We start from the raw sequence: 23,622 nt of genomic DNA, 5'->3' as shown, positions 1-23,622 counted from the left end.
ACCTGCGTGCGACGATTGCGGGCATGGCGAGCATCGCGCAGTGGGTCGAAGGGGCCAGACCCAGAACTCTGCCCAACGCGGTGGCGCCGGTGGTCGCGGGTACCGGCGCAGCGGCCTGGCTGGACGCCTTTGTGTGGTGGAAGGCGTTGCTGGCACTTGTCGTCTCACTCGCACTTATCGTCGGGGTCAACTTCGCCAACGACTACTCCGACGGCATCCGCGGAACCGACGATGAACGGGCCGGACCGCTGCGACTGGTCGGCTCGAAGCTGGCGTCACCGCGCGCGGTGCTGAGCGCTGCCGTCGTCAGCCTCGGTGTGGGCGCGGTCGCCGGGCTGGCGCTGGCCGTCGTCAGCGCGCCCTGGCTGATCGCGGTGGGTGTCGTCTGTATCGCGGGAGCGTGGCTGTACACCGGCGGCTCGCGACCCTACGGCTATGCCGGATTCGGCGAAGTCGCGGTGTTCGTGTTCTTCGGCCTCGTCGCCGTGCTGGGCACGCAGTACACCCAGGCGCTGCGGGTCGACTTGGTCGGCCTGGCGCTGGCCGTCGCGACCGGCGCGCTGTCGTCGGCCGTGCTGGTGGCCAACAACCTGCGTGACATCCCGACCGACCGGGTGGCGGGCAAGGTCACCTTGGCCGTCCGGCTGGGCGATGGCCGCACCCGAATCCTCTACCAGTCCATGCTGGCCGTGGCCGGCGTGCTGACCCTGGTCCTGATGCTCGCCACACCGTGGTGCGCGGTCGGCCTGATCGCCGCACCGCTGGCCCTGCGTGCGGCCGGCCCGGTGCGCCGCGGCCTCGGTGGTCGCGAGCTCATCCCGGTGCTGCGCGATACCGGCCTGACGATGCTGGTCTGGTCGATCGCGGTGGCACTGGCGCTCGCGCTCGGCTAGTCGGTCGGCTCCTTGCCGCGCAGCCGGGCCTGCAGTTGCTCACGGTCCCGGCGACGACGCTCATCAACCGCGGCGATGCTCGCGGTGGCCCGCTTGCGCAGTGGCGCCAACAGCCAGATCCCCAGCGGCAGAGCCAGCACGATCGCGAACAACAACGCCACGATGAGCGGGAACTCGGTGATCCCGATCAGCTTGCCGAGGTAGTAGATCGCCGCCGTCAGAACTACCACCAAGGCGATCCGCGCAAGGGTGTACACGAGGACGTCGAGCGCTAAGCGACCGCCCGCGCCCGGGGTCTTGTTGTCCGAATTGTCCGACACCGCGCCGAGCCTACCGACGCGCGTATATTCGGACAAAGGAGGTTTTCGTGCTGTACCTGCTGTTGATTCTGATCATCGCCGCCGCGGTCTACGTCGGCTGGCGCGCGGTTCGCGCCCAGGCGCAGCGGCCGAAGACCAGGGTCGTCGGCCCCGACGACGACCCCGACTTCCTGTGGCGACTCAGCCACGGCGACAACAACCCCCGCTAGCGCCCGCGCTAGCCGAACCGTTCGTTCGCCTCGACGGCGGGAAATCCGTCGGCCACCACAGCGGCCAGCTGAACCAGCGCCTCACGAGTCTTCGGCTTCAGCCGCTCGAGATCGATCTCGGCGCCCTCTTCCAGATGCGGGTCGAACGGCACCACGCACACCGCGCGGCACCTCCGCGAGAAGTGGTCCACCACCTTCTGCATGTCGACCTTGCCCGACCGCGGCCGGACGGCATTGATCACGCACACGGACCGCCGCACCAGGTCCTGATGACCGTGGGCGTCCAGCCAGTCCAGCGTCGCCGAGGCGCTGCGGGCCCCGTCCACCGAACCTGAACTCACCACGACCAGTGCGTCGGCCTGCGACAGCACCGACGACATCGCCGAGTGCAGCAGTCCGGTGCCGCAGTCGGTGAGGACCAGGCTGTAGAACCGCTCGAGCACCGCCAGCGCCTTGTCGTAATCCGTTGCGCTGAACGCCTCGGACACCGCGGGGTCGCTTTCTGACGCCAGCACTTCCAGCCGGCTCGGGCCCTGCGAGGTGTAACCGCGGACATCGCTGTAGCGCTCGATCTTCTCGGCGTCGCGCAGCAGATGACGCACGGTGGCCGGGGTTTCCAGCGGCACCTTCTGGCTCAGGGTCCCGCGGTCGGGATTGGCGTCGACCGCGATCACCCGGTCGCCCCGAATCGTGGCGAACGTCCCGCCCAGAGTGGCGGTGATCGTCGTCTTGCCGACCCCGCCCTTCAGCGACAGCAGCGCGATCTTGTAGCAGCCCTGCAGCGGACGGTTCACCTGGGCGACCAGGTTGGTGTGGTGCGCGGCGCGCTGGCCCTCGCCGACGTTGATCAGCTTGCCCGACGCCAGATACAGCCAGCGTCGCCAGCCACCGGACGGCGGCGGCTTCACCTGGCGCAGCAGCGCGCTCGTCGACAGGTCCGGATACGGCGTCGGCGGCACCGTCGGGCGGTAGGACGGCACCGGATGCTCGGCTTCATACGGTTTCAACCGCGGGGCGGCCTGGTTGAACAGCGGCGCGGCCGCGGTCAGCGACTCCATCGGGATGCCGATCGGCGGGGTGGGCGCCAGCCAGTCCGGTTCGGATTCGGGTGCCATGGTCGCCGGATCGGTGAACCGCTGTTCGGTGCGGAATACCGTTGTCGCATCAGTTAATTCATGGCCCTGGCGGGACCCATGAGGAGTGGACACGTGCACTTCCCCCTGACATATCGTTTCGGGTCGAGTGGTGGTTCGTGGGTCCTTTGAACCCTAGCGCACGCTCGTGTCAGCTCACTCCGGCGTAGGAGTGCAGGCCGACCGTCACCAGGTTGATGAAGAACAGATTGAAGACCATCGCGACGAAGCCAATGACGTTGATCCACGCGGCTTTTTTGTCGCGCCATCCCGCCGTCGAGCGGGCGTGCAGGTATGCGGCGTAGACCACCCACGCGATGAACGACACCGTCTCCTTGGGGTCCCAGCCCCAGTACCGGCCCCACGCCTCCTCGGCCCAGATGGCACCGAAGATGACGCCGAAGCCGAAGATCGGGAACGCGAAAATCGTGGTGCGGTAAGCGATTCGATCGAGAGTCTGAGCGTCGGGCAGCCGCTGCACGATCTGCGCCAGCCGTCCATCCCGGCCGGGATCGGCCAGTGACGACATCTTCAGCAGGAACAGGATGCTGGCCACCCCGGCGACCAGGAAGACACCCGAGCCGAGGCTGACGACCGACACGTGGATCGGCAGCCAGTACGACTGCAGCGCGGGCATCACCGGTGCGGCGTTGGTGTACAGCCAACGGCCCGAGACGGTCAGGAGGATGAGTACAGGAACGAGTACGAAAACCCACAGCGCGCGGTACTGCGGTCTGCGCAGCACGATCGACGCCGCGATCAGCCCGCAGAAGCAGGTCAGGTTGATGAACTCGTACATGTTGCCCCACGGCACGCGCGCGGTGGCCAGCCCGCGCAGCACGATGCAGACGAACAACAAGGCGATGCCGAGGTATACCAGCGACAAGCCGGCGGTGCCGATGCGCTCGTCGGCGGAGCGCCCGGGTCGGTCGACGACGACGCCGGGGCGGTCGCTGTCGGCGGAGACGGCCCCGGCCGATACCAGCTCGCGGGCCTCAACCTTGCGGCCTCGGCTGTAGGCGAGTTCGACGGCCAGCAGCAGCAGCGCCAAGACCAGGACGACGACCGACGAGGTGAAAGCCCAATCGGAGTAGCGGGCCAGCCCGATGTCGATGTGCTCGGTATTCATGCTCAGACCTTCTCTTTCGACGGCTCCGGCGGGTCCGCCAACATCCGTTCGGTGAGCTTCTCGAACTCGTTGCCCCAGCCGGAGTTGTCGGTGCGGGCCAGACCGCCCAGCTCGACATTCACCGTACCGCTCGAACTGCCAGGGCCATCTCCCGAGTCGCTTCGCTCCTGCCCGCCGGTGGAAATCCTCGCCCACACCCGGCGGCGGCGCACGATCAGCGACACCAGCAGACCGCCCATCATCGACATCGCGAACACCAGCACCCACACCTGCCCGGGATCGTGGGAAACCTGCAGGTTGACGAACGGGGTGGCGCCGTCAAACCGGACCACGGTGCCGTCGTCGAGGCGCACCTCCTCGCCAAGGCGCAGGTTGGTGCGCTTGACCTTGGTCAGCCGCTTCTGCTCGATGAGGCGCGGGTCGAGGGTGAACAGTGACTGCGGTCGGCCGGTGTCCAGCCCGGTGTCGCCGCGGTAGATGTCGATGGCCACCGCCGGGTCGTTGGCCGCCGGATACTTCGACGACAGCAGGGTGCCGTCGAGTTCGGCGGTGGGCGCGAACAGCCCCATGATCGCCAGCTGATGCTTACGCCGCTCGGTGGGGTCGGGGTACATGCCGCCGGGCGGGTCGACGCGGATGACGCCCGAGGACAGCAGGGTGTGCTGATCGTCCGGGCGCCATTGCAGGGTCTGGGTCCGCTTCTGCCCGTTCGGGAAGGTGACGGTGAACGTCGGCGCGTAGCCGTGGCCCTGCAGGTACACCCGGTCGCCGCCGATGCGCAGCGGATGGTTGACCTCGAGACGGTAGGGCTGCCAGGTGCCGGCGGCCAGATCGTCCCCGGCCTGGTAGTCGATGTTCGACGCGAACGACAGCGCCTGGCCGTTGGGCAGGTAGTGGGCTTGGAAGTCGTTGACTCGCACGCACATCGGGTACAGGGAGGTGCCGTCGACGCTGTTACCGGCCCGGAACGAGTCGAATGCCGCCGGTGACGCCGAGCAGAAACCGGGGCCGCCGTTGGCGATGACGATGACGTTGCCCTCGTAACCGAACAGCTTGCCGACGGCGATCGCCACCAGCAGGCCGAGCAGCGAGAAGTGGAAAACAATGTTGCCGAACTCGCGCAGGTAACCCTTCTCAGCGGAGATTTCGATGCCGTCGTCGGTGTGGCGGGTGACCCGACGCCAGCCCTTGAGCCGCTCGGATATGCCTGCCGCGACGGCCTCCTGCGTCCCGACCACCTCGGCAGTGGCGTACTTGGGCAGCCGGGACAGATTGCGCGGGGCCGGAACCGGCACGGCACGCATGCTCTTGACGTGTTCGATCATCCGCGGGGTCAGGCAGCCCACCAGCGAGATGAACAACAGCGCGTAGATCGCGGTGAACCAGAAACTGGAGAACACCTCGAAGAATTGCAGGCGGTTCAACCATGGCCCGATGATGTTGTGCTCGGCGATGTACTGCTCGACCTTGGCGTCGTTCAAGCTGCGCTGCGGCAGCAGCGCGCCGGGCACAGCCGCGACGGCGAGCAGAAACAGCAGCACCAACGCGGTGCCCATGGAGGTCAGCGCCCGCCACAGAGTGCGGACTGACCTGCCGAGCAGACGCAAAATCGCCCCAAAACCCCCTGTTTTGGGCGATTTTGTGTCTGCTCGCGGCGGGGCGGTCGTCAAATCGGCAACCTCACGTCGGAGACGAAAGCGTCGCGCACCCAGGAGATGAAGTCGTTCCATGCCCCGGTGACCAGGGCCAGCCCGACGGCGATCAACAGCACACCGCCGACGACCTGAATGGTCCGGGTATGCCTGCGCAGCCAGCCCAAACCGTTGGCCGCCCAACTGGATCCCAGCGCCAGCACCACGAACGGGATACCCAGGCCCAGGCAGTAGGCGATCACCAGGGCGACACCGCGGGCGACGCTGGCGCCGTCGGTGGCCGAGGCGACGGTGATCACCCCGGTCAGCGTCGGACCCAGGCACGGTGTCCAGCCCAGCCCGAACACCGCGCCGAGCAGCGGTGCCCCCGCCACACCGGCGAACCGGCGCGGGGTGAACCGGGCCTGGCGCTGTAGGGCCGGGATGAAGCCGATGAACGCCAGACCCATGACGATGGTCAGCACCCCACCGACACGTTGCAGCACAAGCTGATTGGTGATCAGGGTGGTGGTCATCCCCAGCACCGCCACCGTGCCGAGCACGAAGACCAGGGTGAAGCCGGCGACGAACAGCAGCGCCGACCCGGCCACCCGCAGGCGCTGAGTCCGCACGGCCACCGGGCCGGACGTATCGTCCACACCGACGACCGCCGCGAGGTAGGACAGATAGCCGGGAACCAGCGGAACCACACACGGCGAGGCGAACGACACCAAACCGGCAAGCACGCAGACACCCAGGGCCAGCAGCAGCGGGCCCGCGGCGGCAGTCTGCGCGAAACCGGTCATGGCGTGCCCGGTTTCGGCTCGGCGGCCAGCCGCTGAACCACCGGCAGCAGGTCCTCGGCCAGCAGTTCGCGAAGGAACACCGCGGCGACCCGGTGTTGCCGGTCGAGCACGACCGTCGACGGGATCACCGTGGCGGGGTACTTGCCGCCGAAGGCGATCATCGTGCGCATCGCAGGGTCGTAGATCGACGGGAACGTGACCTTGCGGTCGACGACGAAGTCCTGCGGCGCGCTGATGTCGTTGTCCCGCACATCGATCCCGAGGAACGCCACTCCCAGGTCACGGGTCTGGGCGTAAACCTGCTCCAACTGGGTGATTTCAGACCGGCACGGCCCGCACCATTGACCCCACACGTTGATCACGACCACTTTGCCCTCGAAGTCCTTCAGCGACAGGGTCTTCGAGGTGTCCATCAGCTCTGGACCGGACAGCGGTCCCGGGGTGCCGCGACTGCTCGGCGGGTCGTAGAAAATGTCGGTCTTGCCGCCCGGGGCGACGAACTCGAATGTGCCGCCCTGAGCGACAGCGTCGTCACCGGTGGAGCAGCCGACCAACACCGTCGCCGCCACCAGGAGGACCAACAGCCGCTTCACCGCCCGGCGAGCTCCGAGTATCCCCAGCCGACGTACTCATTCCCATCGAAGTAGAACGACGTCACCGATGCCAGGTTGCACAGCCGCCGGGTCGGAAAGTGGTGCAGCTTACTACCGGTCATGGACCGGCGCAGCGTCTCGACCGGCAGCTGATGGCTGACGCAGACCGCTTCGTGCCCGGCACCCTTGACCCTGGCCCGCTCCACCGCGCGGCGCATCCGCTCGGCGATCTCCCGGTAAGGCTCGCCCCAGGTGGGTGTGCGCGGGTTGCGAAGATGCCACCAGTTGCGCGGGTCGCGCAGCGCCCCGTCGCCCGGCGAGACCTTCTCACCCTGAAACACATTGTGCGACTCGATGAGTTCGTCATCGGTGTCGATGGCCAAGCCGTGGTGCGCGGCTATCGGCGCGGCCGTCTCCTGGGCGCGCTCGAGGGGTGACGCCACCACGTAGACGATGTCGCGGGTGGCCAGCCAGCCGGCCACCGCCTCGGCCTGGGCGCGGCCACGATCGGAGAGGTGGAAATCAGGCAGGCGCCCGTAGAGGATGCCCTCCGGGTTGTGGACTTCGCCGTGGCGCATGACGTGTACGACGGTTCGGCCGCTCACTGCTTTGCTCCTGCGGCAGCGCGAGCCGCCGCCGGCAATGCCCCGGCGATTCGGTCGAAGGCGGCGTCGTCGAGCGCGGCTGAGACGAACCAGGTTTCGAAGGCGCTCGGCGGCGCGTACACCCCGGCGTCGAGCAGGGCGTGGAAGAACGCCGGGAACCGCCACGTCTCGCTGGCCTTGGCTTGCCCGAAGTTGGTGACGGGCGAGTCGGTGAAGAACACCGACAGGAAGTTGCCGGCCCGGGGAACCTGATGGGCCACACCGGCTTCGGTGAGCGCATTTGAGAGCAGCCCGGCCAGCCGGTCGGCGTTGGCGTCGAGGGCGGCGTAAACCGCGTCGTCGGCGTTGCGCAAGGTGGCCAGTCCGGCGGCCACCGCCACCGGGTTCCCGGACAGGGTGCCGGCCTGGTACACCGGACCCAGCGGGGCCAGGCGTTCCATCACGTCTCTGCGACCGCCGAATGCCGCGGCGGGCAGCCCACCGCTCATCACCTTTCCGAAGGTGAACAGATCGGCATCGACGGGATCGAGCCCGTACCAACCACTTCGACTCATCCGGAACCCGGTCATCACCTCGTCGATGATCAGCAGCGCGCCGTGCTCTGCGGTGATGCGCCGCAGCGCGGCGTTGTAGCCGGGCAGCGGCGGCACAGCGCCCATGTTGCCCGGGCACGCCTCGGTGATGACCGCGGCGATGGTGTCACCGAACTTGGCGAAGGACTCCTCCACGGCGGCGACATCGTTGTAGGGCAGCACGATCGTGTCGGCGGCCGTGGCGCCGGTGACTCCTGGCGACGACGGCAGACCCAGGGTCGCGACACCCGAACCGGCGTCGGCGAGCAGCGCGTCGACGTGGCCGTGATAGCAACCGGAGAACTTGATGACCTTGGAGCGGCCGGTGAAGCCGCGGGCCAGGCGCACCGCACTCATGGTGGCCTCGGTGCCGGAGTTGACCAGGCGCACCCGCTCGACCGGTTTCACCCGGGCGATGATCTCGGCGGCCAGCTCGGTCTCCCCGGGGGTCGGCGCGCCGAACGACAGGCCGTCGGCGGCGGCCCGCTGCACAGCCTCGACGACGGCCGGGTGCGCGTGCCCCAGGATCATCGGGCCCCACGAGCACACCAGGTCGATATAGCGGTTGCTGTCGGCGTCGGTCAGCCAGTAGCCCTTGGCGGAGGTGATGTAGCGAGGCGTGCCGCCGACGGAGTTGAAGGCCCGGACCGGCGAGTTCACTCCACCGGGGATGACTGCGCAGGCGTCGGCGAACAGCCCGGCCGATGCCGCCGTGGAGGCGGCCTGATCCGTACTGCTCATGGCCACCAGTGTCCCAGACCGAGAGCATGCTCAACTACAGGGTGTAGGAGTGGGTTCGTTCGTCCGCCTCGGAGCGACAAATGGCAGGCAGAAGCGGTCACAAGTCCGCCGAGATTGAACTCACGCCGCACGAGTGCGAGTGACCTGGTGCGTGGCTGCACTCTCACGCCGGAGTGCGTCGTCCGGCCAGCACGTGGCCTTGAGGTACGCCCCGGTTAGGAGTTGGATCGGGTGATGCAACTGCCGCAATGGCTGGCCAGGTTCAACCGGTACGTCACCAATCCGGTGCAGCGGTTGTGGGCCGGCTTCGTTCCGACGATGGGAATCCTCGACCACGTCGGCCGCCGCTCCGGGCGGCCATACCGCACCCCGTTGATGGTGTTCACCACCGACGACGGCATCGCCATCCTGCTCACCTACGGGCCCAACCGCGACTGGCTCAAGAACATCACCGCAGCCGGCGGCGGGCAGCTCACCCGCTACGGACGAACCTTCACCGTCAGCAATCCGCGCGTGATGCCCAAAACCGAAGCTGTCCATCATATTTCAGCAGGTTGGCGTCCGCTGGTCAGGATGCTGCCGTTCGAGTCCGCAGTACTGCTGACCCGCTCCTGACTAACGACCAGGCGCACAGCCCCACGGTGACGGTCTCGGCCAGCACGCTGATCACCGCGTGCGGTGCCGGCTGCCAGCCATGTTCGACGAACCCCTGCAACCCGACCGTGCGCGACATCGCGAACGCACCCAACGAACCGAGCGCGGCCACCAACGCCACCGCACGCAACCACGCCGGCCCGCCGACCGCGATCAGGATGGCCAGCGCGACGAACACGCTCGTCAGCGCGAGGAACCCCCGACCGACGACCGGGGCGGCGGAGTATCCGTGCAGATAGAGATAGCCGTGGCTGGCCGCGCTGACCAGCAGGCTCGCGGCGATGCCGAGGTTCACCAGACGGCTCATCGCAGGGTCTGCTCTTTCAGGGCGAGCACGTTCTGGCCGCGGGTGTAGCTGACCTCGCGGATGCCGAGGGCATCGTGCAGCTGACCGGCGGGCAGCGTCAGCGGCTTGGGAGCGGGCCCGTCACCGGGATGCGGCAGCGGGTAGGCCGTGGTGGTGGCGCTGTAGAACGTGACGTTGCCCTCGGTCTTCGAAAACAGCTGGTGGACATGACCGTTGAGGCACGTCACCGACGAGAACCGGCGCAGGTAACTGAGCGCCTGGGTGGCGTCGTCGGTGCCCCAGCCCCAGTCCGGGTACATCGCGAACAGCGGGATGTGGCTGAACACGATGATGGGGGTGTCCGACGACAGCGACGCCACGTCCTTCTCGACGAACTCCAGCTGGTCCGCCCCGAGGTGCCCCAGTTTCTTCAGGTTCAACGTGTTGACCAACCCGATGACGTGCACGCCCGCGATGTCGAAGCTGTACCAGCCGTCACCTCGGGTGCCCGCGCCGAACACCGACCGGTACTTCTGCCCGGCGTCGTCCACCGAGTCGTGCTCGCCCGGCACGGTGCAGACGTGCGGGGTGTTCAAGGCGCCCAGCATCTGGCTGACCTGGTCGAACTGGGCGGGGGTGGCCAGATGGGTGAGGTCACCGGTGTGGATGACGAAATCGGGCGTGTACCCGAGACTGTTGACCTGCCGGATGGCCCGCTCGAAGGATCCCGTGACGTCGGCATTGGCGGCGCCGGTGAACCCGATGTGGCTGTCGCTGATCTGAGCGAACCGCAGCGTGGGCCGGGCGTCGGTTGCGGCCGGGGCGCTCGCCACGTGGGACAGCACCTCACCGCCGACGACGGCCAGCCCGACGGCCGCGCCGAACCAGGCGCCGTGCCGGATCAGCTGGCGCCTGCTCATCTGGTGCGGGTCGCCGGTCACGCGCTCACCACCACGGTGCCGTGCATGAACGGGTGGATGCTGCAGATGTAGTCGACACTGCCCGCCTTGGTGAACGTGAAGCTGTACGTGGCGTTGGCATCCAGGCCCGGCGAGTGGAACGAGCCGTCGTTTGCGACGACGGTGTGCGGCTCCTCGTCCTTGTTCGTCCAAGTGACGGTGTCGCCGACCTTGACGGTCAGGGTGGCCGGCGTGAACGCGAAATTGGTGATGTTGACCGCTGTTCCGGCGATGGGCGGGGCGGACACGGCTGTCGTGGCCTGTGGCATCGGCATACCGGGCATGTTCGACATCCCCGGCATGCCAACCGATGTGCCGCCGTTTGGCGCGAAATCGACGGTCGGCGGTGGGGCCTTCGCCGGTGTGGAGCACGCAGCGGCGCCGACGACGACCGCCAGGCATGCCAGCGCGGTACGGGTGTGATGCATGGAAGCTGCCTCCTCGGCTGAACCAAGTCCGCGGCGCGGACCGTCTCATCAAGAGGTAGGGCGGCGGTTACACGCCGACGGTCGGGTAACCCCGCCGCCTATCTCCTATCGATGAGTGGAAGGCAACCGATGATGGCGGCGGACGACGATCCACGCCCACGACCCGAGCTACGTCTGGTCGCCGACGCGCGCTATCCCGATTGGGAAGCCGTGTACGACGACAACGTCACGTGGGTCTACCGGCTGATCTTCGGCCGGGTGGGGAACCGCGCCGACGCCGAGGACTTGACCTCGGAGGTGTTTCTGGCCGCGATGCGCCCGCTGCGTCTGACCGCCAGCATCGCGGAAGTGCGTGCCTACCTGCGGGCCACCGCGCGCACCGTATTGGCCGCGCATTGGCGGGCCACCCTGGGCACCGAGATCACCACCATCGAGGACGTGCCGGCCACCGTATTCGGTCCCGCCGCGCCGAGCACCGCCCCGCAGCGCGTCGCCACGCTTCTCGGCGCCCTGCCCGACAACTATCGCCGGATACTGGAACTGCGGTTCCTCCAAGGCTGTTCGGTGCGGGACGCGGCCGCTACGCTCGGCATCAGCGTCGCGAACGCGAAAGTGTTGCAGCATAGAGCGTTGCGGCTGGCCGCACAGATCAGCGAGGGGGCCCTGCCATGACCCGCCGCGATCTTCGCCACTACATCGACGACATGCTCGCCGGCCGCCAGCCGAAGGGCTTCACCCCCGACGAGTTCGAGGCGGCCCAGCTGCGCACCGCGATCGACCTCGCCGCCACCCGCGAGGACGCCGGCAAACCCCGACCGGAATTCGTCGACCGGCTCAAAGCCCGGCTGGCCGCCGACATGTCGTCGGATCCGGCATCTTCGACGAGCACACCACCCGCCAAGCGAGCCATGTCAGCCACCCGCCGACAGGTGATCGTCGGCACCTCCGCCGCGGCAACGGCTGCGGTCGCCGGGGTTGCGGTCGACCGGATGGTGGTCCGCCCGCACACCGGCGACCAACCCGTCGCCGACGCGGAGTTGGTGCCCACCGACGGGGCGTGGCAGACCGTGTCGTCCAGCGCCGACCTCTCCGAAGGGGCAGTGCGCGCATTCGATCTGGGCTCGGTCAACGGATTCGTCCGCCGGGTCAACGGCCGGGTCGACGCCGTGTCCGGCGTGTGCACCCACCAGGGCTGCAAGCTGTGGTTCGACCAGGGCGATGACCGGCTGCGCTGCCCGTGCCATTCGACATCGTTCTCACCGGCCGGCGCCGTCGTCACGCATGCCCTGCCGATCGCCCCGAAACCGCTGCCGCACTTCGAAGTCCGCGAGCTCAACGGCGTGGTGGAGGTGCTGGCTCCACCACCGCGGACGACCTGAGAGCTGTAACCCGCGCGCCTATCTACAAATATGTACAGCAACCTCATTGCAGCAGCACTCGTCGGCATCGCCCACGTCGTGTCCGCCGGAACCGGATCGGCACCCGATATCGTCAGCGAACTTCAGGCCCAGGGTTATCAGGTGCAATTCAACGGTCAGCCGAGCGATGGGCTGTCCCAGTGCACCGTCACCGGTGTCCACCAGGCAGCGCCGGTGGCGTATGTGGACTTGGACTGCCCGGCCGGTACTTAAACCGGTACCACGCGCAGCACTTCGGGCAGGCTGGGCAGGAAGTGCTTGGTGGCGAAAGCTCGTATATCGTCCGCGGTTTCGAGCGGTACCGGGCTGGGCAACAGCATCGCCATCAACGCGTAGCGCCAGATGTTGTCGGCCAGTTCATGGACGGCCTGAGGCCCGATCCGCTCGGCGAACCCGGGCGGGAAGATCACCTGCAGCGCCGCCTCGATTCGCTGGACCGCGGCGCCGTAATGCAACCGGGCCAGCTCCAACGTCAGCGCCGGCTCGTCGACGACCATGCGGTTGAGCACCCGGTGCCGTCGGGATCGCAGGATCGCCTGAGTGAACGCCTCGACGTAGTAATTCGACTGCGGGCGAGCAGTTTTCAAGTCCTCGGCGATGTCGTGGAACAACCGTAGGTTTTCCCGGTCCATCACCGCGGCCACCAGGTCGTCCTTGTTGGCGAAGCGCCGGTAGATCGTCGTCCGGCTCACCCCGGCCCGGCGGGCGACGTCATCGAGGGCGACCCGGCGAATGCCATGCTGATCGAACTCGACGAGCGCGGCGTCGAGTATCGCTTCGGTCGACTGGTCAGGCATGCCCTGCCTGCGCGAAACCCTTTGCAGCGTAGCGGTTATAGCGGACATTCATGGGAAGATGATCCCACAGCCAGTTCACCGGACGCGAGCGCCAGAACGCCGCGAAGCGCTGATAATTGCGCTCCTTGCGATCACTCCACGGCAGGCCGAGAATTTCGCGGGTGCGCGGCGGCATCCCACCGGTGGTCAGAAACGCCGCGATCGGGTTGAAGATCGGTGCCACCAGCCGCCAGACGATCGGGTTCACGGCTTTGGGTCGCGGAAATCCCTTGGTCACGTAGCCGACACCGTAGACGGCGGTCCGGTGCGCCACCAGCACCTCGTTGATCATCCGGTCCCAGTAGCGCTCGAACTCGGCGTAGTCGGCAGGCATCGGGCGATCACTGACGCCGTAGCGGCGATACCAGGTCTTGGACTCCAGGTACATCTGCTCCTTCTCCTCGCGCGAAAGCCGCTTGACGAAGGTGTCGGCGAAGTACAGCGCCTGATCGAAGAAGGTGGCGTGCGCCCAGTAGTAGGTGTCCGGATCCAACGCGTGGTAGCGGCCGGCCTTTCCGGGTGGGCCAGGCATGTCGCCCTTGATGTTGTGGTGAAAGTCGCGGACGCTGGCGCCGGCGTTGTCGTCCTCGCTGCCGTAGACGGTCATGAAGATCGGCGGCAACGACCGTTTGATCCGGGCCGCGGTGTCGGCGAACCACACCGAATGGTCGAGCACACCCTGTCCGAGTTCGGCAAGCATGTTCTGCAGCACTGCCGGACGCGGGCCGATGAGGAACATCCGGTTGTCGCCGAAGTAGCGCCACACCAGTGACTGCGGGCCCAGCGGGAGGGCGTCGGTTGCGGAGTCAGATTCGGCGAGGTCCGTCATGTGCAACAGTGTTACAGAGTTCGCACTTTGTACCAACCGCTTCGTGACGAGCGTCACCCCACCGCCGAGATCGACGAAATGCGGGGATCTACTCGCACTTTCCCGGCCAATCGTCGGTTTGGGCGCGGTCAGGAGAAGCGCTTGAGCCGGAGGCTGTTGGTCACCACCAGCACCGAGGAGAACGCCATGGCCGCGCCGGCGATCATCGGGTTCAGCAGGCCCAGCGCCGCAAGCGGGATCGCCGCGACGTTGTAGCCGAACGCCCAGAACAGGTTCTGTTTGATGATCCGCAGCGTGCGCGACGACAGCCGCAGTGCGGTCGGGACGGTGCGCAGGTCCCCGCGGACCAGCGTGACGTCCCCGGCCTCGATCGCGGCATCGGTCCCAGTGCCCATCGCCATACCAACGTCGGCGGTAGCCAATGCCACCGAATCGTTGACCCCGTCCCCGACCATCGCGACCTTGCGTCCCTGTGCCTGCAATCGGCTGATGGCGTCGGCCTTCTCCGAGGGCAACACGCCCGCGATGACGTTCTCGGCCGCGATACCGACCTCGGCGGCCACCCGCGCGGCAACGGCGGTGTTGTCGCCGGTCAGCAGGATCGGCGTGATGCCCATCGCCTTCAACTCGGCGATGGCCTCCGCGCTGGTCGGCTTGACCGCGTCGACCAACCGGATCACCCCGCGGCGGCTGCCGTCGGCGCGGACCTCGACGCTGGTGCGCCCGTCGTCGTCCGATGCGCGGGACACCTGCACCCGCACCCCGTCGACGACGCCGCTGACGCCGGTCCCGGGGTCGTTGGCGAAGTCGCGCACCGCGGGCACGGTCAGGCCCCGCTCCCGGGCGGCCGCCACGATTGCCGCGGCAACCGGGTGCTCGGACGCCGATTCGACCGCGGCCGCCTGAGCCAGCACCGCGTCGGCGTCGTCGCCGGTTTCGGTCTCCACGGCAGCCACGGCCATCGAGCCGGTGGTCACCGTGCCGGTCTTGTCGAGGACGACGGCGTCGATGCCGGTGACGGTTTCGAGAACCTGCGGCTCCTTGATCAGCACCCCGAGCTGAGCGCCGCGGCCGGTGCCGACCAGGATCGCCGTCGGTGTCGCCAGGCCGAGTGCGCACGGGCAGGCGATGATCAGCACGGCGACCGCCGCGGTGAACGCCGCCGTGGCCGAGCCGCCGGCCACAAGCCAGGCAATCAGCGTGACCGCCGCGATGGCCAACACCACCGGCACGAAGATCGACGACACCCGATCGGCCAGCCGCTGGATGGACGCCTTCCCGCTTTGTGCGTCGGAAACCATCCGGGCCATCCGGGCGAGCTGGGTGTCACCGCCGACGCGCTTGGCGCTCACCAGAATCCGGCCGTAGGTGTTGACCGCTCCGCCGAGTACCTCGTCACCCGGGCCGACGTCGGCGGGCACCGACTCCCCGGTCATCGCCGAGGTGTCCAGCGCCGACGCGCCGTCGACGATCACGCCGTCGGTGGCCACCCGCTCTCCGGGCCGCACGACGATGACATCGCCAACGTTCAAGTCCTGCACCGGGATGCGAACCTCTGCGTCGTCGCGCAGCACGGTCGCCTCCTTTGCACCCAGCGACAGCAGCGCCCGCAGCGCCGCTCCCGCCGACCGCTTGGCTTTGGACTCGGCGTACCGGCCGGCCAGGAGGAACACCGTCACGGCGGCCGCGACTTCGAAGTAGACGTGGCCGTGCCCGTGCTCGGCGGCGCCGGTCAGCACCGCGTACAGCGACCACAGGTAGGCGGCCAGTGTGCCGATCGACACCAGGGTGTCCATCGTCGAGGATCCGTGGCGCGCACTGTTCAACGCGGCCTTGTGGAACGGATAGCCGCCCCAGAACACGATCGGGGTCGTCAGCGCCAGCACCACCCACAGCCATCCCGGGAACTGCCACGGCATCACCATCGACAGCGCCACCACCGGGACCGCCAGCACCGCCGAGCCGATCAGCCGGGGACGCAGCTGTTCACTCGGAATGTCGTGGTTCATGTGGTCGTCACCGTGGCCCGAGTGGTCCACCACCGACGCGTGATAGCCGGTGGATTCCACGGCGTGGATCAGATCGCCCTCGGACACCTGCGGGCCGTGCTCGACGTGTGCGCGCTCGACGGCGAAGTTCACCGTGGCTTGCACACCGTCCAGGTCGTTGAGGCCGCGTTCGATGCGAGCCGCGCACGACGCACAGCTCATGCCGGTCAACTGAAGGTCCGTTGTCGCCATAAACCCGATGATACCCCTAGGGGGTATATTGTCCAGTGCCTACTGAGTCACCACAACAACACGCGGGTCTCGTCCTCGGGCGGTTCGAAATCCTCGTGGTCCGGCGGGTCGGGTTCGTCGTCCGAGCTGTCCGGCGGGGGCGCCGACCACAGGTGCCGAGGCCGTCCGGCCGTCACGATGACCCGCCCATCAACCCCGGACAGCGGCCCCCGCGACGCTCGCGGATCGCGTCGATCAACCCCGACACAGGCACCAAACCACCGACCGCCAACCCGTCAAGACCACCCCGGCCATGCACCTCGGCGGAGAACTCGCCCATCACGGGCAGTTCGGCCATCACCGCAAGCAAGCCGCACGCGACCGGCCGGGGCTCCGCCGGAAGGCCCGCAACCGCGTCCCGCAGCGCGCGGCGGGCCGCGTCGGCCAAGGCGCGGACCCGGCACTGGTCGAACGGCTCGAGGCCCGGGTCCGCGAGACCGGGCTGCCGCCGTCGCGTGCGCAGCCAGCCCTGGTTGACCAGCTGTTCCCGCACCGCGGTGATCGCTTCGTGCTGGTCACCGGCGATCAACTGCGCCCACGTCGCCCGATTGTGAACGCCCACCTGGGCGAATTCGGCGCGCAGAATCGGATCGTCGGGACTGGCCGCCCGGGCCGGGACCGGCGTGCCGGCACGCTCCACCAGGAAACCCCGCAGATACAGATCCGTCAGCATCGCGGCCCGCAACGCATAGCCGAAGAGCTGAGGATCGTAACCGTCGAACCGACCGCTCCGAGGATCGAACGCGAGCAGGAACAGCTGCCCGTGCAGGGTCGAGGGCACGGCGGAGAACTCAGACGTCAGATCGCCGATGCGCCCCATACCGCCTCCTCGCTCCCCGTCTCCAACTCTGGGTACCCGACCGCGCGAGGACATCCGTAGCCGACTACTCAATTTTTGGTCCGCTGTGGATAGCCCGGAGTGAGAGAATGGGCACACCGACGACGAAGAGATGACCCGGATGACACTGACCCATATCGAGGCGCGGTCAGCACCGACCGAACACATCCCCGTGCGGTGCGTGGATTCCGACGTCCACCCGGTACCGCGCCGCGGAGTGCTGATCGACTACATCCCCGAGCCCTGGCGCACCAACTACTTCCTCTCGCACCCCATCGGGGAGCAGATCTACTACGACGCCCCCGACTATGCGCACGCCTATGCGATGCGCACCGATACCTTCCCGCCCGACGGTGAGTTCGCCGGCACCGACCCTGATCTGGCGTTTCGCCAACTCGTCATGGATGCCGGTGCCGACATCTGCATCCTGGAACCGCTGGCTCCCGGGGCGCGGCTGGCCGACGCGGCGCAGGCGTCGGCCATCGCGACCAACCGCTGGCTCGACGAACACTGGCTGGACAGCCGCAACAACTGGCACCAGCGCTGGCGCGGCTCGATCAGCGTGGCTATCGAAGATCCGGCCGGGGCGGCCCGCGAGATCGAGCAGTGGGCCGGCCACCCGTACATGTCGCAGATCCTGATCAAGGCCGAACCCCGGCCGTCATGGGGTGACCCGAAATACGACCCGGTCTGGGCGGCCGCCACCAAACACGACATCACGGTCAGCTGCCACCTCGGTCGGGGGAAGTTCGAGACCCTGCCGATCCCGCCGGTCGGGTTCCCCAGCTACAACCACGACTTCATGGTCAGCTACTCACTGCTGGCCGCCAATCAGGTGATGAGCCTGATCTTCGACGGCGTCTTCGACCGGTACCCCACGTTGCGGATCGTGTTCGTCGAGCACGCATTCAACTGGATCCTGCCGCTGATGTGGCGGATGGACGCCATCTACGACGCGCGTAAATCGTGGGTCGACATCACGCGCAAGCCGAGCGACTACGTCAAGGACCACATCAAGTTCACCACCCAGCCGCTGGACTATCCCGAGGACAAGACCGAACTGTTGCGGGCCTTCGAATGGATGGAATGCGAGAAGATCCTGCTGTTCTCCTCGGACTACCCGCACTGGACATTCGACGACCCGCGCTGGCTGGTCAAGCACCTGCCCGACCATGCGCGTGATGCTGTGATGTGGCGCAACGGCGTCGAGACTTACAAGCTGCCTACGACGGTTCCAGTGCTGGAGGGGCAGACTCGGGTGTTCTGAGCTGTACGGCGGTGCGGGCCCGCCTGGCCCGGATCAGACCGGCCACACCCAGCACCGCGAGCACCCCGGCCAGGGTGACCAGCAACCAGGTCAGCATCATCAGCGGCGGGTTGAAGACCGCCGAGGTCGTCGAGGGCTGACCGTCGGTGACCGGCGCCACGACCGCCACGCTGCGCGCGGCCAAACCGGTCATTACGGCGCCGGCCAACGCCAGGGCCGCCAGGACCAACTGGACGATGTGCCTCACGAGGCGTCCACCGTCTCGCCCTCGACCAGTGCGGTCAGCGCGGCACGCAGAGCGCGATGGTTGCGCGCCCAGGCTTGCGCGGTGCGCTTGCCGGTGAGCTCGACGCCTATGCCGGTCCGGCCGCGGGGCACCCCGGACAACTCTCCCAGCGCCCGCGAAGTCTGCCACTTCTCCAGCGGCTCCCGCGATTTCACCGAATGCTCAGCCGGCGGGAACACCCGCACGATGTGGATCAGCTTGGTGACCTCGGTGCCCTGGCGCAGGGCGTCGCGGGTCAGTTCCACACTGGTGTGAATACGGGCCGCCTTGACCTGGATGTAGAGGAAGCCGGTGACGAGCACCAGGAAGATCAGCGGCACGACCGGCTGGAATCCCACCCCACCCTTGATCTGGATCAGCAGCATCGCGATCGCCGACGCCGGCCCGGCGACCAGCCAGTACCAGCTGGCGCCGGTTTCGAAGAACAGCCGCTCCGGCTGCTCGGTCAGCTGATCGTCAGACATCGGACTCCGGGGTGTACCACTCCTGGGCCGCGGGTCGCATGATCAACACCGCGGGAACGAGCACCAGCACCAGGGCGAACAGCCACACCAGGCCGCCGGTCATCACCGAGAACAGCGCCAGCAGTATCGCCAGCGCGACCGAGAGCGCCACCGCGGCTCGCCGGAAGCGGGTGTCACCGCCACGGGTGCGGCCTGCGATGTAGCTCAACAGCGCGCCGGCCACGATCCACAGCACGCCGGCGCCGCGGAAGAACACCGGAACCGGGCCGGTGGAGAACACCAGCAGTAGTCCGCCCAACATCAGCACGATGGAGCCGGCCAGCCAGCACCAGAACGCGATCGAGACAAGGCGCGGCCGGGGTTGGGTTGCGGTCATGGTCGGGCCAGCCTATCGGGTCACTTGCTGAAGAACCCGTGCGCGTCCGGCCGGTGCAGCAGGTAGGCGCCGCCCATGATCAGAACCGAACCGATGATGCCGGTGACCGCGAAGACGACCGCTTGCACGGTCTCCCGATCGGTGCTGAACAGGCTGGCCGCGGTGTAGATGACGCTGGCCACCCCGCCACCGGTCAGCACCGTTCGGGTCCAGCGATAGCCGGACCGCATCAAGAACAGGAACGTGACGACCACCGCCGACACCGTCACCGCGAACAACACGGTGATCCCGATGACGAAGAACGACGAGTGCTTACTCGCGGTGAAGTACGCGTCGACGAGGTAGCCGATGACCATCAGCGGTAGGGCGATGAGCCACAGCCAGAAGCCGGTATCGACATCGGCGGGACGCGTGGGAGCCGCGGGCGGCTGCTGATGTGTCACGCCAGCCAGCCCGCGACGTCAGCGGCCCAGTAGGTCAGCACGATGTCGGCGCCCGCGCGCCGGATGCTGGTCAACGACTCCAGCGCGGCAGCACGCCCGTCGATCCATCCGTTGGCCGCGGCCGCGCTGATCATCGCGTACTCCCCCGATACCTGATAGGCGGCAACCGGAACCGGCGAGACGTCGGCGGCCGCTCGCACCACGTCCAGATAGGCCATCGCCGGCTTGACCATGATGATGTCGGCCCCCTCGTCGAGGTCGAGAACGATCTCGCGCAACGCTTCCCGCGCGTTGCCGCTGTCCTGCTGATAGGTACGCCGGTCCCCCTGCAGGCTGGACGCCACCGCATCGCGGAACGGTCCGTAGAACGCCGAGGCGAACTTCGCGGCGTAGGCCAGGATCAGCACGTCGGTGAACCCGGCCGAATCGAGACCATCGCGGATGGCCGCCACCTGACCGTCCATCATACCGCTGGGCCCCACCACGTGGGCCCCCGATTCTGCCTGTGCCACAGCAAGTTTGACGTACTGGGAGTTGGTGGCGTCGTTATCGACCCGGCCCCGGGCGTCCAGCACGCCGCAATGCCCGTGGTCAGTGAACTCGTCGAGGCAGGTGTCGGCCATCAGCACGGTATCGGTGCCGAGGTCCTTGGCAAGGTCGCGCAGTGCCACGTTGAGGATGCCGTCGGGGTCCACCCCACACGAACCGAGAGCGTCCTTGTCCGTTTCGCGAGGAACACCGAACAGCATCACGCCGCCGACGCCGGCAGCCACCGCCTGTTCGGCGGCGCGGCGCAGCGAATCGCGGGTGTGTTGATAGACCCCCGGCATCGAGGCAATCTCCCGAGGCTCGTCGATCCCGTCGGCGACGAACATCGGGAGCACCAAATGCCTTGGCTCCACCGTGGTTTCGGCGACCAACCGGCGAACCGCCGGGGTTGAGCGCAATCGGCGCGGGCGCTGCCTCGGGAACGACATGTAACGGCTTCCGGTTAGCGGCGTCGGCTCTTCTTGCGCGGCGGCGGCAACGCTCCCTCGGCACGCAGCCGGGCGGCATGCTCGGCCAGCGCGTCGACCAGCGGACCGACCGCAGCGGTCTCCGGCTGGACGTCGACCCGCAGCCCGAACTCCGCGGCCGTCTCCGCCGTCTTCGGCCCGATGCACGCCACGATGGTGCGGGCGTGCGGCTTTCCGGCGATGCCGACCAGGTTGCGCACCGTCGAGCTCGAGGTGAAGCACACCGCGTCGAACCCGCCGGTCTTGATCATCTCGCGGGTCTCGGCCGGCGGCGGTGCCGCACGCACGGTGCGGTAGGCGGTGACGTCTTCGATCTCCCAGCCACGGTCGCGCAGGCCCTCGGCCAGGGTCTCGGTGGCGATGTCGGCGCGCGGCAGCAGCACCCGGTTCACCGGATCGAAAATGCTGTCGTACTCCGGGAATTCGTCGAGCAGACCGAGTGAGGACTGCTCACCGGCGGGCACCAGCTCAGGGCTGACGCCGAAGGCACGGACCCGGTCGGCGGTCGCTTCGCCCACGCAGGCGATCTTCACGCCGGAGAAAGCCCGCGCGTCCAGACCGAACTCGCCGAACTTCTCCCAGACCGCACGCACCGCGTTGGTGGAGGTGAACACCACCCACTGGTAACGGCCGTCCACCAAACCCTTTACGGCCCTTTCCATTTGGGCCGGGCTGCGCGGCGGCTCGACGGCGATCGTGGGCACCTCGATGGGCAGTGCCCCATGGCCGACCAGCCGGTCGCTCATCTCGCCGGCCTGATCCTTGGTGCGCGGCACCAGCACGGTCCAGCCGTACAGGGCCCGGCTCTCCCACCAGTTCAACTTCGCGCGGTGCGCCACCGTCTTGCCGATGGTGACCACCAGCGTGCCGGTCAGCGGACCTGCCGGATCGCTGTTGCAGGCCAGGGTGGCGCGGTCGGTCAGGCCGTGCAGGGTGGTCTCGACCGAACGCTGGCCACAGGTGGTGCCGTTGGAGGTCACCACACACGGCGTGGCCTCGGCCAGGCCGTACTCGATCAGGGTGCGCGCGGCCTCGGGAAGGTGCGAGGCGCTCGCGGTGAGGATCAGCGGGCCGGGTGCGGCGGCCAGGGCCGCCCAGTCGACCTCGCCGCGCACGTCGGCCACGGTGTGCGCCGATCCCAGCGGCAGACCCGCGTAGGTCGGGACGGCACTGGTGGCGGGCAGGCCGGGAACGATCTCGAACTCGGCGTGAGCCCGCGCGACGGCGTTGACCTCGGTGATGACCGAGTCGATCGACAGCGGATCCCCGGCGACCAGGCGCACCACGTCGAAGCCGGCCTTGGCCTCCTGGACCAGCGTCTTGGCCACCTCGGCCGGGTCACCGAGCGCGGGCCGGATGTCCGGGCCGACGGAGACAACCGGCGGCGCGGTCTCGTCATGACCGTCAGCAGGGGGACCGTCCGGCGCCGGCGCGGGGCCGGACGCCGGTGGCAGGTCGGTGCCGACCGTGCTCAGGACGGCCGGCGGCACGTCGGGATCGGTGAACACCAGCGCGGCGTTGGCCAACACGGTGCGGGCTCGCGTCGTCAACAGGTTGGGGTCACCCGGACCCGAGCCGACGAACGTGATGTGTCCCGGCTTCGCCTTGCGTCCCCGACCGCTCACATGACCAGTCATCGCTTCACTCCCGCCTACCGCTCTACGTGCGGAGTCTGTACCGACATGACCTCACGCGCACCGAGCTCGAACAACTCCGCGGCGACCGAGAGCCCTAGCTCTGCGGACCGGCCGGGGGTGCCGATACCGGACGCACGAATCACGTCGGATCCGTCTGCTGCCGCCACGCATGCGCGCAGTGACAGCTCGTCGAAGACGCGGCCGTCGTCATCGATGGACTCGACCACTTCGGCGATCGCGCCCACCGGTGCGGAACAACCCGCCTCCAGTTCGGCCAGCAGGGTTCGCTCCGCGGTGACCGCGACGCGGGTGTCGGGATCATCGAGTGATCCCAACAGCGCCACCAGCTCGGTGTCGCCTGCGCGGCACTCGACCGCAAGCGCACCTTGGGCCGGCGCTGGCAACATCTGCACCGGCTCCAGCGTCTCGGTGACATCGCCGAGTCGTCCAAGACGGGCCAGGCCCGCCCGGGCAACCACGATGGCGTCGAGATCACCACTGCTTACCCTGTTCAACCTGGTATCTAGGTTGCCTCGTAGGGGGCGGATTTCCAAACCGAGACCCAGTGCTCTAAGCTGCGCGGCCCGTCGCACCGAGCTCGTGCCGATCACCGAACCCGCAGGCAACTCCCCCAAAACCATGCCGTCGCGGGCCACCAAGGCGTCGCGGGCGTCCTCCCGGGGCGGGATCGCGGCGATGGTGAACCGCTCGTCGGATGCTGTCGGCAAATCCTTGTACGAGTGCACCGCCATGTCGACGCGGCCGTCGGCGATGGCTTCCCGCAAGGCGGCGGTGAACACCCCGACCCCGATTTCGGCGATCGGCTTGTCGGAGCGGTCGCCGGCGGTGCTGATGATGATCAGCTCGGCGCGGTGTCCGCGCTCGATCAGTTGGTCTCTGATGGTCCCCGCCTGCGTGGTCGCCAGCAGGCTGCCCCGGGTACCTATCCGGATCACCGCGTCGTTACTGCCGGC

Annotated in this window: 30 protein-coding genes; 7 read left to right on the top strand and 23 right to left on the bottom strand. The window is 68.0% G+C overall.

The window, feature by feature from the left end; all coding sequences use genetic code 11:
• Positions 1-23: 23 nt before the first annotated feature.
• Complete coding sequence (locus AB4879_RS21200) at positions 24-893, top strand: 1,4-dihydroxy-2-naphthoate polyprenyltransferase (protein ID WP_370509147.1); 870 nt, start codon at positions 24-26, stop codon at positions 891-893.
• On the opposite strand, the gene AB4879_RS21195 is transcribed toward AB4879_RS21200, so the two are convergent.
• The gene (locus tag AB4879_RS21195; RefSeq protein WP_102805329.1) at positions 890-1,213 is read right to left on the bottom strand and encodes a DUF4229 domain-containing protein; all 324 of its coding nucleotides are present in this window, start codon (positions 1,211-1,213) and stop codon (positions 890-892) included. The two genes, AB4879_RS21200 and AB4879_RS21195, sit on opposite strands and share 4 nt — an antisense overlap.
• Before the next feature lie 47 nt (positions 1,214-1,260).
• Here AB4879_RS21195 and AB4879_RS21190 point away from each other — a divergent pair, with 47 nt between their 5' ends.
• Positions 1,261-1,422, top strand: a complete 162-nt coding sequence (locus tag AB4879_RS21190; protein ID WP_199189737.1) for a hypothetical protein — start codon at positions 1,261-1,263, stop codon at positions 1,420-1,422.
• 8 nt (positions 1,423-1,430) lie between these two features.
• Here the strand turns inward: AB4879_RS21190 and AB4879_RS21185 are convergent, their stop codons facing one another.
• The 7 genes from AB4879_RS21185 to hemL all read right to left on the bottom strand — a co-directional run bounded on the left by AB4879_RS21185 (position 1,431) and on the right by hemL (position 8,632).
• Complete coding sequence (locus tag AB4879_RS21185; protein WP_370509545.1) at positions 1,431-2,537, bottom strand: MinD/ParA family protein; 1,107 nt, start codon at positions 2,535-2,537, stop codon at positions 1,431-1,433.
• Positions 2,538-2,706: 169 nt separating this feature from the next.
• Positions 2,707-3,684: a c-type cytochrome biogenesis protein CcsB gene (gene ccsB, locus AB4879_RS21180; protein ID WP_102805327.1), complete on the bottom strand. Its 978-nt coding sequence runs from the start codon at positions 3,682-3,684 to the stop codon at positions 2,707-2,709.
• 2 nt (positions 3,685-3,686) lie between these two features.
• On the bottom strand, positions 3,687-5,261 hold the full coding sequence (locus AB4879_RS21175; RefSeq protein WP_370509544.1) for a cytochrome c biogenesis protein ResB: 1,575 nt from the start codon (positions 5,259-5,261) through the stop codon (positions 3,687-3,689).
• Positions 5,262-5,350: 89 nt separating this feature from the next.
• Positions 5,351-6,121 (bottom strand): cytochrome c biogenesis CcdA family protein, encoded by a 771-nt coding sequence (locus AB4879_RS21170; RefSeq protein ID WP_370509146.1) that lies wholly within the window; start codon positions 6,119-6,121, stop codon positions 5,351-5,353.
• A complete protein-coding gene (locus AB4879_RS21165) occupies positions 6,118-6,714 on the bottom strand; it encodes a TlpA disulfide reductase family protein (RefSeq protein WP_102805324.1) in 597 nt (198 codons plus the stop codon). The genes AB4879_RS21170 and AB4879_RS21165 overlap by 4 nt, the downstream gene beginning before the upstream one ends.
• Positions 6,711-7,292: a histidine phosphatase family protein gene (locus AB4879_RS21160; protein ID WP_370509543.1), complete on the bottom strand. Its 582-nt coding sequence runs from the start codon at positions 7,290-7,292 to the stop codon at positions 6,711-6,713. The genes AB4879_RS21165 and AB4879_RS21160 overlap by 4 nt, the downstream gene beginning before the upstream one ends.
• Before the next feature lie 23 nt (positions 7,293-7,315).
• Complete coding sequence (gene hemL / locus AB4879_RS21155; RefSeq protein ID WP_370509145.1) at positions 7,316-8,632, bottom strand: glutamate-1-semialdehyde 2,1-aminomutase; 1,317 nt, start codon at positions 8,630-8,632, stop codon at positions 7,316-7,318.
• Between the two features lie 234 nt (positions 8,633-8,866).
• Here hemL and AB4879_RS21150 point away from each other — a divergent pair, with 234 nt between their 5' ends.
• Positions 8,867-9,247: a nitroreductase family deazaflavin-dependent oxidoreductase gene (locus AB4879_RS21150; RefSeq protein ID WP_102805401.1), complete on the top strand. Its 381-nt coding sequence runs from the start codon at positions 8,867-8,869 to the stop codon at positions 9,245-9,247.
• Here the strand turns inward: AB4879_RS21150 and AB4879_RS21145 are convergent.
• Genes AB4879_RS21145 through AB4879_RS21135 form a run of 3 tightly spaced genes read right to left on the bottom strand, consistent with a single transcriptional unit; the run spans position 9,201 to position 10,959 of the window.
• Positions 9,201-9,593, bottom strand: coding sequence for a hypothetical protein (locus AB4879_RS21145; protein WP_370509144.1), 393 nt, complete (start codon positions 9,591-9,593; stop codon positions 9,201-9,203). The genes AB4879_RS21150 and AB4879_RS21145 overlap by 47 nt on opposite strands.
• A complete protein-coding gene (locus AB4879_RS21140; RefSeq protein ID WP_370509143.1) occupies positions 9,590-10,513 on the bottom strand; it encodes a metallophosphoesterase in 924 nt (307 codons plus the stop codon). Before AB4879_RS21140 ends, AB4879_RS21145 begins: the two co-directional genes overlap by 4 nt.
• Positions 10,510-10,959, bottom strand: coding sequence for a cupredoxin family copper-binding protein (locus AB4879_RS21135; protein WP_102805320.1), 450 nt, complete (start codon positions 10,957-10,959; stop codon positions 10,510-10,512). The genes AB4879_RS21140 and AB4879_RS21135 overlap by 4 nt, the downstream gene beginning before the upstream one ends.
• 132 nt (positions 10,960-11,091) lie before the next feature.
• Between AB4879_RS21135 and AB4879_RS21130 the strand changes: the two genes are divergently transcribed.
• The 3 genes from AB4879_RS21130 to AB4879_RS21120 are packed head-to-tail and all read left to right on the top strand — an operon-like array spanning position 11,092 to position 12,590.
• A complete protein-coding gene (locus tag AB4879_RS21130; RefSeq protein ID WP_370509542.1) occupies positions 11,092-11,631 on the top strand; it encodes an RNA polymerase sigma factor in 540 nt (179 codons plus the stop codon).
• Positions 11,628-12,338, top strand: coding sequence for a Rieske (2Fe-2S) protein (locus AB4879_RS21125; RefSeq protein WP_370509142.1), 711 nt, complete (start codon positions 11,628-11,630; stop codon positions 12,336-12,338). Before AB4879_RS21130 ends, AB4879_RS21125 begins: the two co-directional genes overlap by 4 nt.
• A gap of 30 nt (positions 12,339-12,368) precedes the next feature.
• Positions 12,369-12,590, top strand: coding sequence for a hypothetical protein (locus AB4879_RS21120; RefSeq protein ID WP_370509141.1), 222 nt, complete (start codon positions 12,369-12,371; stop codon positions 12,588-12,590).
• Here AB4879_RS21120 and AB4879_RS21115 read toward each other — a convergent pair.
• The 5 genes from AB4879_RS21115 to AB4879_RS21095 all read right to left on the bottom strand — a co-directional run bounded on the left by AB4879_RS21115 (position 12,587) and on the right by AB4879_RS21095 (position 17,141).
• A complete protein-coding gene (locus AB4879_RS21115; RefSeq protein ID WP_370509140.1) occupies positions 12,587-13,174 on the bottom strand; it encodes a TetR/AcrR family transcriptional regulator in 588 nt (195 codons plus the stop codon). The two genes, AB4879_RS21120 and AB4879_RS21115, sit on opposite strands and share 4 nt — an antisense overlap.
• On the bottom strand, positions 13,167-14,042 hold the full coding sequence (locus AB4879_RS21110) for an oxygenase MpaB family protein (RefSeq protein ID WP_370509139.1): 876 nt from the start codon (positions 14,040-14,042) through the stop codon (positions 13,167-13,169). Before AB4879_RS21110 ends, AB4879_RS21115 begins: the two co-directional genes overlap by 8 nt.
• 128 nt (positions 14,043-14,170) lie before the next feature.
• Positions 14,171-16,282 carry a heavy metal translocating P-type ATPase gene (locus AB4879_RS21105; RefSeq protein ID WP_370509138.1) on the bottom strand — a complete coding sequence of 704 codons (2,112 nt, stop codon included), beginning with the start codon at positions 16,280-16,282 and terminating at the stop codon, positions 14,171-14,173.
• Positions 16,283-16,329: 47 nt separating this feature from the next.
• Entirely contained in the window at positions 16,330-16,458 is a 129-nt protein-coding gene (locus AB4879_RS21100; protein WP_370509137.1) for a hypothetical protein, read from the bottom strand.
• Complete coding sequence (locus AB4879_RS21095) at positions 16,455-17,141, bottom strand: GPP34 family phosphoprotein (protein WP_370509136.1); 687 nt, start codon at positions 17,139-17,141, stop codon at positions 16,455-16,457. Before AB4879_RS21095 ends, AB4879_RS21100 begins: the two co-directional genes overlap by 4 nt.
• A gap of 139 nt (positions 17,142-17,280) precedes the next feature.
• Between AB4879_RS21095 and AB4879_RS21090 the strand changes: the two genes are divergently transcribed.
• Positions 17,281-18,426, top strand: coding sequence for an amidohydrolase family protein (locus AB4879_RS21090; protein ID WP_370509135.1), 1,146 nt, complete (start codon positions 17,281-17,283; stop codon positions 18,424-18,426).
• Here the strand turns inward: AB4879_RS21090 and AB4879_RS21085 are convergent.
• From AB4879_RS21085 to hemC, 7 genes are read right to left on the bottom strand one after another with little or no spacing between them, the layout of a single operon-like run.
• Complete coding sequence (locus tag AB4879_RS21085; protein WP_370509134.1) at positions 18,383-18,673, bottom strand: hypothetical protein; 291 nt, start codon at positions 18,671-18,673, stop codon at positions 18,383-18,385. The genes AB4879_RS21090 and AB4879_RS21085 overlap by 44 nt on opposite strands.
• Positions 18,670-19,176, bottom strand: coding sequence for a DUF3093 domain-containing protein (locus AB4879_RS21080; RefSeq protein WP_370509133.1), 507 nt, complete (start codon positions 19,174-19,176; stop codon positions 18,670-18,672). Before AB4879_RS21080 ends, AB4879_RS21085 begins: the two co-directional genes overlap by 4 nt.
• On the bottom strand, positions 19,169-19,552 hold the full coding sequence (locus tag AB4879_RS21075) for a hypothetical protein (RefSeq protein WP_102805312.1): 384 nt from the start codon (positions 19,550-19,552) through the stop codon (positions 19,169-19,171). Before AB4879_RS21075 ends, AB4879_RS21080 begins: the two co-directional genes overlap by 8 nt.
• A gap of 20 nt (positions 19,553-19,572) precedes the next feature.
• Entirely contained in the window at positions 19,573-19,995 is a 423-nt protein-coding gene (locus tag AB4879_RS21070; protein WP_102805311.1) for a hypothetical protein, read from the bottom strand.
• Complete coding sequence (gene hemB / locus AB4879_RS21065) at positions 19,992-20,972, bottom strand: porphobilinogen synthase (RefSeq protein ID WP_102805310.1); 981 nt, start codon at positions 20,970-20,972, stop codon at positions 19,992-19,994. The genes AB4879_RS21070 and hemB overlap by 4 nt, the downstream gene beginning before the upstream one ends.
• Positions 20,973-20,986: 14 nt before the next feature.
• On the bottom strand, positions 20,987-22,648 hold the full coding sequence (locus tag AB4879_RS21060; protein ID WP_199189736.1) for a bifunctional uroporphyrinogen-III C-methyltransferase/uroporphyrinogen-III synthase: 1,662 nt from the start codon (positions 22,646-22,648) through the stop codon (positions 20,987-20,989).
• 14 nt (positions 22,649-22,662) lie between these two features.
• Entirely contained in the window at positions 22,663-23,604 is a 942-nt protein-coding gene (gene hemC / locus AB4879_RS21055) for a hydroxymethylbilane synthase (protein WP_199189746.1), read from the bottom strand.
• Between the last annotated feature and the right edge of the window lie 18 nt (positions 23,605-23,622).

The sequence above is a fragment of the Mycobacterium sp. SA01 genome (genome assembly GCF_041287105.1).
Taxonomy (GTDB): domain Bacteria; phylum Actinomycetota; class Actinomycetes; order Mycobacteriales; family Mycobacteriaceae; genus Mycobacterium.
Note: the sequence above shows the minus strand (reverse complement) of the source record. Positions and strands in the feature narration are given on the sequence as shown.

What these genes read in the sequence shown, in the direction of transcription:
- AB4879_RS21200 (WP_370509147.1), top strand. Translation starts at nt 24, where the DNA reads ATGGCGAGCATCGCGCAGTGGGTCGAAGGGGCCAGACCCAGAACTCTG.
- AB4879_RS21185 (WP_370509545.1), bottom strand. Translation starts at nt 2,537, where the DNA reads ATGGCACCCGAATCCGAACCGGACTGGCTGGCGCCCACCCCGCCGATC.
- ccsB (WP_102805327.1), bottom strand. Translation starts at nt 3,684, where the DNA reads ATGAATACCGAGCACATCGACATCGGGCTGGCCCGCTACTCCGATTGG.
- AB4879_RS21170 (WP_370509146.1), bottom strand. Translation starts at nt 6,121, where the DNA reads ATGACCGGTTTCGCGCAGACTGCCGCCGCGGGCCCGCTGCTGCTGGCC.
- AB4879_RS21160 (WP_370509543.1), bottom strand. Translation starts at nt 7,292, where the DNA reads ATGCGCCACGGCGAAGTCCACAACCCGGAGGGCATCCTCTACGGGCGC.
- hemL (WP_370509145.1), bottom strand. Translation starts at nt 8,632, where the DNA reads ATGAGCAGTACGGATCAGGCCGCCTCCACGGCGGCATCGGCCGGGCTG.
- AB4879_RS21150 (WP_102805401.1), top strand. Translation starts at nt 8,867, where the DNA reads ATGCAACTGCCGCAATGGCTGGCCAGGTTCAACCGGTACGTCACCAAT.
- AB4879_RS21145 (WP_370509144.1), bottom strand. Translation starts at nt 9,593, where the DNA reads ATGAGCCGTCTGGTGAACCTCGGCATCGCCGCGAGCCTGCTGGTCAGC.
- AB4879_RS21135 (WP_102805320.1), bottom strand. Translation starts at nt 10,959, where the DNA reads ATGCATCACACCCGTACCGCGCTGGCATGCCTGGCGGTCGTCGTCGGC.
- AB4879_RS21130 (WP_370509542.1), top strand. Translation starts at nt 11,092, where the DNA reads ATGGCGGCGGACGACGATCCACGCCCACGACCCGAGCTACGTCTGGTC.
- AB4879_RS21125 (WP_370509142.1), top strand. Translation starts at nt 11,628, where the DNA reads ATGACCCGCCGCGATCTTCGCCACTACATCGACGACATGCTCGCCGGC.
- AB4879_RS21120 (WP_370509141.1), top strand. Translation starts at nt 12,369, where the DNA reads ATGTACAGCAACCTCATTGCAGCAGCACTCGTCGGCATCGCCCACGTC.
- AB4879_RS21115 (WP_370509140.1), bottom strand. Translation starts at nt 13,174, where the DNA reads ATGCCTGACCAGTCGACCGAAGCGATACTCGACGCCGCGCTCGTCGAG.
- AB4879_RS21110 (WP_370509139.1), bottom strand. Translation starts at nt 14,042, where the DNA reads ATGACGGACCTCGCCGAATCTGACTCCGCAACCGACGCCCTCCCGCTG.
- AB4879_RS21105 (WP_370509138.1), bottom strand. Translation starts at nt 16,282, where the DNA reads ATGGCGACAACGGACCTTCAGTTGACCGGCATGAGCTGTGCGTCGTGC.
- AB4879_RS21095 (WP_370509136.1), bottom strand. Translation starts at nt 17,141, where the DNA reads ATGGGGCGCATCGGCGATCTGACGTCTGAGTTCTCCGCCGTGCCCTCG.
- AB4879_RS21090 (WP_370509135.1), top strand. Translation starts at nt 17,281, where the DNA reads ATGACACTGACCCATATCGAGGCGCGGTCAGCACCGACCGAACACATC.
- AB4879_RS21080 (WP_370509133.1), bottom strand. Translation starts at nt 19,176, where the DNA reads ATGTCTGACGATCAGCTGACCGAGCAGCCGGAGCGGCTGTTCTTCGAA.
- AB4879_RS21075 (WP_102805312.1), bottom strand. Translation starts at nt 19,552, where the DNA reads ATGACCGCAACCCAACCCCGGCCGCGCCTTGTCTCGATCGCGTTCTGG.
- hemB (WP_102805310.1), bottom strand. Translation starts at nt 20,972, where the DNA reads ATGTCGTTCCCGAGGCAGCGCCCGCGCCGATTGCGCTCAACCCCGGCG.
- AB4879_RS21060 (WP_199189736.1), bottom strand. Translation starts at nt 22,648, where the DNA reads ATGACTGGTCATGTGAGCGGTCGGGGACGCAAGGCGAAGCCGGGACAC.